Origin of the sequence: Flavobacterium sp., from assembly GCF_044361015.1 — a bacterium.
In the GTDB taxonomy this organism is placed as follows: Bacteria; Bacteroidota; Bacteroidia; order Flavobacteriales; family Flavobacteriaceae; genus Flavobacterium.
In genome coordinates this window covers 1-8,138 of sequence record NZ_JBIKJL010000075.1, presented here as the reverse complement: position 1 = coordinate 8,138, position 8,138 = coordinate 1, and the positions used below count along the sequence as shown (strand labels likewise).

Below are 8,138 nucleotides of genomic sequence, written 5' to 3'. Positions count from 1 at the left end.
TCTAACTGGCATCGTAATCTTGCACAATGTCAAGATTGTGGTAAAGCAAAGACTAGATATAGTGACTGAACACTGAGACAGCAATTTTCGTGAAATTTAGTTATTATGAAATGGTATGATGAACAGAAGCCACGTGAAGGATAGCAGCAGAGTAAACCCATTGCTACTATGGAGCTTACGGAGTTGGGGAGGACTTGAAGCGACAGCCTTACTTTGATAGCACAAATGCTACGGTTCTTTTATAAACGGGTTTTATGATATAGGGCTACTCCTATAAATTGAAAAATATATAGTTTAGACGTGAAATTTTTATTTTTCCCTTGAAAATTTTATTGCTTGCTGAGAATTAAGGTTATTTTATTGAAATCAGCTGCAGCATTGATGACCGCTTTATAGGAATCAAAAATGTTTAATGGATAGTTGATCGCATGGTATGATTCAGTATTGGTAACGGTTACAACGTTGTCGTTTTGTTTGTATGAGCTTTCGAAGTGAGCTTCAGTTTTTCCGTTTATATCAGCTTTAAAGTTCATGTTGAAGCTGTCTAGATTTTTTACTTTATATCCGTTTGGAAGTATTATTGTTATTGTTCTGGTGTAAAAATGAGGGTAATAAATTTCTATTGGTAAGATTCTTTTGTTTTCTTGATAGAATTCCATTTGTTTGCCAATTGTTTCTCCAACTTTGAATAGAATGTTTTCTCCGGCTTTTTGTGTTAGTTCTTTCCCTTCGAAAGTTAAATCAAGAACGAAGGGTTTTTTTCCTATGTTTTCTGTGCCATCATTTTCTGTTTTGAGGATTTTAGCATCAGTTTCGTAGGTATAATTTTTAGAAATATCTTTTAATAATTCTTGGTATCGATCGTCTGGAACGAAATCTTTGATTGGTTGAAAATTCATGGCTGAATATCCACCATATTTGTTTACAGTGTGAATTGTAGGGTTTTCTATATCTTTAGAGAAGTCAACATTAATTTCCATGAAATCGTGTGTGATTTCTCCCCCGGGAATTTCGATGAAACCGATTTCACCTATTCCCATTTTGGCACCTCCAAATTCTTTTTCTTTGATGAAGAGACCATAATTGTTTCCGTAATTAAAATTAAAAAGCGGTAATCTGTATTCAATGCTCACTGGTTCGATGTATTTTTTTATACTAGGAAAATAGAATAAAACATCTTTTAAATGTTCAGTAGTTTCAAAGTCTTTATCAAAATATTGCGTAAATCTTTTTGAGGTAAAAACGGTATGTGTTTCGATATTAAAATTTTTAAGTACAACCAAATAGAGTCTTATTAATTCTAGTTCATTTGCTTGTTTTGTTTTTAAAACATCACCTAGTTCTTTGTTTCCTTCGAAATAACGATTGTAGGCGATTGTCTTTTTTATTTTGTTTTCAATGTTCCAAATTTGTTCTTCCGGATTGGATGATTTTGGAATAGTTTTACAAAATTCGTCTATAGATTTCAGGGACTTTTTATCTAATTCAACATAAAGGTTTTCGTAAACATTATTAGCAAATTCTTTATAATTGAATAAATTTCGTGCTCCAGATATTGTGTTAGCATCTAATTTATATCTGAACATTTTGATGTGAGCATCCCAGTTTGAGTATTTTTCATCGTCAGGAAGACCATCAATATTTGCATCTTCAAATGAAAGGCTGTTTTTTCCTTCTACAATTTTTTCTTTCAAAACAGCTTCCGGCAAACCGTTATAGGATTTATGTTTGAATACCAGATGTTCGGGAAAAATAAGTTCGAAACTTGCTTTTACAATTGGTCTTTCTGATTGAAAATCGATTGTTTTTCCTTTTAATTCTGGAACTTCTTCAAGTATAAAAAGCTTTTCTATTATAGCTCCTTTTTCTAATCCGTTAATTGCATAATAGTTATATTTTAGTCCTTTTTCTTCATCAATTTCTTCTTTAATATCCTTTTTGTTTAGTTCTATAATTTTTCCGTTTTTTAGAATTACACGTAATTTGTTTGTTACAAGCTTTTCATCTGTTCTGAATGGAATATAAACTCGGTTGTTGCGTTCGATTGCATCATCAGAATTTATCCAAATTTTTTCGTGTAAAAGAAAAAATTGTATAGCAGAATTTTTTTGGTTAATAAATTCAACTTTTATATCTTTTCGGAGAATTACTTCACTTTCATTTTCATATTCTTTAGGAATTTCAATTTTATCATCGTTAAAATTATAGTCTTTAAATTGATAATCTTGAGCTTGAATTCCATTGTAAATAAAGCAGAATAAAAGGGTAGTTTTTTTTAGAAGTGTTCTCATTTTGTTGAATTTATTTTTTTACTAATATAATCGTGTCGTTGTAATGTGATTTTAAATTTTTAATGCATTCGTTCCATGAATAGAAGTCTGAAACATCTAATAATATTTTTTTCAATTCAATTTCAAATTGTAACGTTACATTTTTATCAGTATGAATATAATTAATGGAATATTTCATTAATTCATTATCTAAACTTGAGTTTTTAGGAATAGTTTGTACTATTTTATCTGCTGGAATCTCGAGTTCAAAATTAAATTTGTTTTTGATTAATACATCAAATTCATACATTGATTTGCGATCTTTTTCTATAATAATTTTTTCAAAAGGTTTGTCTAAAAATAGATTTACATATAATTCGTTACCTGCTTGAATTGTATAATTATCTAAATCAAAATAAAATTCAATGTTGTATGATAAATCCCGATTTGAAATATTTTCTTCTTTGAAATCTTTTAAATTGAATTTGTTATTACCCTTTAATACTAAACTTTTAATCATTTCGAAACGGGCTTTATTGGAAGCATCGCCAATACTAGATAAATAGCGACTTCTAGTTAGGCCATTAATTGACAGTTTACCAGAACCTTCGATTTTATTTTGATTAATTTTAAGTTTAAGCGTTTCTTCCGTCATGTTTTCTTGTGCTTTAACAATTGGAACTGTCACAATTTTATAGTAATCCCCATTTCTTATCAACGCATCTTTACCTTGTATAAAACCGGTAGGTAAACCAAATCGAGTTTCTTTATCGGTTGCATCTAAAAATATAATTTTATCTTTATTTTCGAAGGAGGCAATCATGTGGTCATCAACGGCCGGAGTCGAAATATCTTTGTAGGTGTATGGAATCCTCCTTGTGCCAATCCAACAGATGTTTACATTTGGAATATTAGCATATTTTGCCATTTCGGTTATGATGCTTGACATATCTTTACAATCACCAAACTTTCTTTCATTAACTAATTTTGCTTCTCTTGGAATAAAACCTTCATAACCGTTTTCAAAGGCAACATATTTAATATTATCTTTTACCCAATAAAATATAGCTTTAATTTTTTCTTCATCATTCAAAAGATTCTGAGTTAATTCAAGTGTTATTTGTTTCAGATTTTCGTCTTCGGTAGTATTTAAATTTTTTACAAAACCTTTATAATATTCATACAATTGGTCTGTATTTCCTAATACGTCAATTTTTTTATCATTTATTTTATAATTTTTTATGTAGACAATTACGTGTGGAGCTATGTATAAATAGCCTGGATTATTTGATTCATATTTCAGAGGATTAACTTGATTTAATGTCCAATTATAATTTATTTTGCCTTTTTTTGTTGTTTTATTAAAGGTAATTTCGTTGTTAGGATCATTAAAAATTTTATATCCTATTTCAATATTTTCATCAGTATTAATTTCTAAGGATGATTTTTCCATTGGAATTGTATTGGCAAAAATATATTTATGTAAAAGGTAGGGATCCAAAAATTCAGATTGATAGGAATACACTTTTTTTGCACCGATTTCTAAGTTTGAAAAAGTAAGTTTTCTTTCTTTTACATCACTAAAAAAAATACTGTTTTGTGTAGCATTTTTATCATTTGTTTGTTTGATTGGAATTTTTTTATCTCTTCCGTTGTCATTGATGATTGTGAAGGCATCAAACGATTTTAGTGGAACTAGTTCAGAATAAGTAAATGATTCTGAATTGTTTTGAATTCCAATATCGGATAAAATAATTGATTCATAATAATTGTCTTGCAATACTTGTAACTTGTTTTTTTGAATTGTAAAGTCATAAGTTTGCGTTTCAGACAAAATCAATTCGCTGTATCCAGGATATTTTTTTTGAAAGTCTGAGATATTTTGAGCAATTCCAAACGTAGTTACAAGTAAAAGAAAAGTGATTTTATTTACTGATTTCAACCAATTCATCTGAATCATATTTTTTTGTTTTTTGTAAAACACCGTTTACATAAATTTTAAAATCTCCGTGTAAGTCATCATATTTATAATTTGCAACAAGAATTGGTTTTCCGTCTTCTAGGAAGAATTCTTGTACACCTTCATAATTGTTATCAATCAATCTTTCGTGTTTATATACTTTTCCATTGTGATAATATTCTATTCTTTCACCATGAAACATTCCTAATTTGAAACCTGAAATATAATTTGGTAATCCGTCTGAACCATAAATTTCCATATTTCCATCAAAACTTTCTTTAACTAACGAAAGTTTAAATGCTTTTTTTCCATTTGGATAATTTGAATCTATTTCAAAAGTTCCGTCTTTCACTTCAATCGGTTTGCCCAAAATTCCATTTGAATCTAATACTCTATAATACTTTATAAAACCTAATTGATAGCCAATTGCTGCTATAATTTCTCCTTTTATATTGTAGAATTTTTGTTCTCCTTCTTTAACATCATCCAACGATTCATACTCGTAAATTTTTTGTTTATTTTGATAATATCTGACAATAGGTCCAAATTCTTTATCAAAAATCAATGTTCTAGTTAAACGTAAATTTCCTGCCAAATCGTACAATTTTTCAAATCCATGCGTTTTTCCAGAATAATAAAAAGATTCTAAGGCTATTTTTCCATTAGGATTATAACTTTTGTATTCCCCATGTAATTCATCATTTTGGTAATTTACTTCGGCAATCATTGTTCCGTTTTTTTCTAGAATAACCCCTTTACCATTTCTTATACCATTAGTGTAATTATTTGAAACAACTACTAAACTATTATTGTCTTCAAATTTATGCTCTCCATTTATATTGTTGTAATTGAATTCATAATCTAAAGTTCCATCTTTTTTATATCCTTTTGCTGTAACCAAAATATTACTGATGTATGTATAGATTTTCATTAATTTACCGTCTTGATAATAGTTAAATTGATTAAATTCTTTATCATCTTCAACGATATAACCTTCATAATTGACTAAACCATTTTCATAAAAATATTGATATGGTCCGTTTCTATCACCCCCATTATAAAACATTCTTCGGTGTAATTTTCCATTTTGAAACCCTTCATACATTCCACTCATTTTGCCTTCTAAATTATTATAAGTGCCTGTTAGCTCTCCGTTTCTATTATAATCTGTCCGTAAACCATTCGATTTGTTTTCTGAAAAATTTTGTTTTACCCTCAAATTACCATTTAGATAAAAATATTTCCATTCTTTAGCTAATTTACCTTTTTCAAAATAACCTTCTGTTAATGTTATTCCGTTTAATGTTTTAATTTTATAGGGGTTACTATTTAAAGGCACTTCAATTGGTTTTGGGTTATTTGGTAAATATTGGAAACCCATTTTTATTTCACCAGCTTTGTATTTTTCTTCATAATATTTTTGTCCGTTATGATCATAGTATACATATGCTTCCAATAATTCTTTGTCATCATAAAAAGTTTCAGTAGATAATGTTCCGTTTTCATAGTATTCATTTTCCTTTTTTATCTTTCCGTTTTCATACAATATTTCTTTGGTTAAAGTTTGATTTTCTGAAAATTCTTTATATGAACCCATTACTTTTCCAGCTTTGTAATTTGCTTTAGATTTAATAATTTTTCCATCATAATAACTAATGCCTTCACCTTCAAGTTCATCATTTACATAATTATAAGACGTAGTTAAATCACCAACTTCATTGTAATTTTCTAATTTTCCATTTAATTTTCCTTTTGTATAATTTAGTTCATTATTTTTTTTTCCGTTTGTGTAATAGCAAATTACTTTTCCCTCTCGAATGTCATCTATGAATGTTAGTTCACATTGTTTTCCTCCGTTTACATGATATGTTATAAACGGGCCATTTAATTTTCCACTTTTATAATTACCTACACTTTGCAAGTTTCCATTTTTTAAAAATTCTTTTGTTTCGCCATCTTTTATACCATTTGAGTAATATGTTTCTTCAGAAACTTGACCACTTTCATAAAAATAACGTTGCAATCCATTTAACTCATTATCAACATAATTTAATTCGCTAATCATTTGTCCATGAAGATTTACAATCTTGAATTTTCCCTGATTTTTTCCATCGACCACTTTTCCAATCATGAAAGGATTTCCATCACTTAAATAAATTATTACTTCTTCTTGTTTACCAAAATGATCTATTTTTCTTCTAGCATAAACATTCCAAAAACTTTTAGTAATGTAATTATCTGAAAAATCAAGAATTTTTTTCTTTTGTGAGGTTAATTTTTTTCCGAGAATATCTTCTAAACTAATTAATGTGTAATAGGAAAATGCTTCAGTATGATTTTTATTAGCAATATCAGCAATCCAAGGAATGTAAATATTTTCAAAAAAACCACCTTCAATTTTATGTGTTGCAGTATATTCTACAATTGCCTGGACTTGCCGTGTGTAAACATCATCAATAACTGATTTTATTTTATATTTTGGATTTAAAGGAAGTTGATTTCTTAAAATAGTTTCTAATTCAGAAAAATTATCACCTGTTTCAGAAAACTTATATTTTGATGGATTTAAAAAGTTTTGACCCATTTTTGTGTTCAATTTTAATACAGCATCTTTTGCGTATCTTCCAGTTGGAGCATTTACTAAATAGCCTAACATTGCTAATGATCCTTCCACTATTTTACCATCTTCATAGGCCAAAAGCCCTATAAAGTAATGAGATGAAGTTTGGTTTGGATTTCCGGTAATATTCTTTTTAAAATAATCAATGCTTTTTTGTCTTTCTTCCTTTCTTAAATAAAGTACGCCAAGATTGAATTGAACCATAGACGAATTAGGCATAAATTTTTCAGCATCTTTCAACATTTTTTCAGCCAAATCATACTCTTTATTATCACTTAAAAATATACCGTATTGAACCAAAAGTTCAGGAGCTTCATCCATTTCTTTGGCGTTGAAAAGTCTTTCCAATAAAAGTCTTCGCTCATCCTTTTTTTCAAGAGCACTCAAACACATTATTTTTTCGTATTGAGCTTTTAAATAATTTGGATCAGTTTTAAAAATTTTTTCAAACTCAGCTAATGCATTATCATATTTTCCTTCGTCATATAGCTTTATACCAGTTTCTAAAAAAGTACTACCATCATAAATTTCAGCATAGTTTTTTTGAGCGGAAACATTGAAAAATTGAAATAAAACAAAAACAAAAAAAAGACTTTTTTTCAATGAAAAATTAGAATGAATTACATCTTTAGAAGATAAGTTTTGCATTGTTTTCATTTGTTTATTTGTGTTTTTTCAAATATACACATTAAATCTAACTAAAGAAACCATAATGAATTTATGTGTTTATTTCTAAATCTTTTATATAATCTCCATATTCATAAAAGAATTGTTCTAAAAAGGTCATGTTTTTATCAAAAAATTCAAAAACTTTATGCCATGTAGATTTGTTGTTGATGCTGATGTTTTCGATTTCAACCCAAATTCTGCTGATGATTTTTCCATTATCTAGTTGGTAGTTTCTTTCGAAGATGACATCGTAAATGTATTCTTCTTTTAAAATATCTTTTAAGGATTCTATTTTTTCGAAATAGATTTTTCGGTGTTCTTCATCTTTGGGTTCAATGTCTAAAGAAACCATCGCTTTATTGTTGTCAACGTGAAATTTAAATGAAAAATCTTTTATTCTAGTATTGTATAAAAGCCATTTTCTTGGGTATTCATGTGCGAAAGTTATCCAAAATTCACGTTTTATCTTTTGTGCTTCTTCTTTGTTAAACATTAGTTGATAATTTTGGCTTTTATTTTAATATTTAGAAGAGGATATTCTCCTTCATCTGTTTTTTGGGAAGCAATTTCATCTAGAACATCAAAACCCTTTGTGATTTTTCCAAAAACAGTATGTTCA

Annotated in this window: 5 protein-coding genes; all 5 read right to left on the bottom strand. The window is 28.2% G+C overall.

Going from position 1 to position 8,138, the window contains the following annotated elements:
• Nucleotides 1-329 precede the first annotated feature (329 nt).
• Nucleotides 330-2,291, bottom strand: a complete 1,962-nt coding sequence (locus tag ACIQ2Z_RS11990; RefSeq protein ID WP_396184394.1) for a DUF3857 domain-containing protein — start codon at nucleotides 2,289-2,291, stop codon at nucleotides 330-332.
• A 10-nt stretch (nucleotides 2,292-2,301) separates the two neighbouring features.
• Nucleotides 2,302-4,230 carry a DUF3857 domain-containing protein gene (locus tag ACIQ2Z_RS11985; protein WP_396184393.1) on the bottom strand — a complete coding sequence of 643 codons (1,929 nt, stop codon included), beginning with the start codon at nucleotides 4,228-4,230 and terminating at the stop codon, nucleotides 2,302-2,304.
• Nucleotides 4,196-7,507 carry a hypothetical protein gene (locus ACIQ2Z_RS11980; protein WP_396184392.1) on the bottom strand — a complete coding sequence of 1,104 codons (3,312 nt, stop codon included), beginning with the start codon at nucleotides 7,505-7,507 and terminating at the stop codon, nucleotides 4,196-4,198. The genes ACIQ2Z_RS11985 and ACIQ2Z_RS11980 overlap by 35 nt, the downstream gene beginning before the upstream one ends.
• A 61-nt stretch (nucleotides 7,508-7,568) precedes the next feature.
• A complete protein-coding gene (locus ACIQ2Z_RS11975; RefSeq protein ID WP_396184391.1) occupies nucleotides 7,569-8,012 on the bottom strand; it encodes a DUF4268 domain-containing protein in 444 nt (147 codons plus the stop codon).
• Nucleotides 8,012-8,138: peptidylprolyl isomerase (locus ACIQ2Z_RS11970; RefSeq protein WP_396184395.1), on the bottom strand; the 127-nt coding region annotated here is incomplete at its 5' end. The genes ACIQ2Z_RS11975 and ACIQ2Z_RS11970, both read right to left, overlap by 1 nt.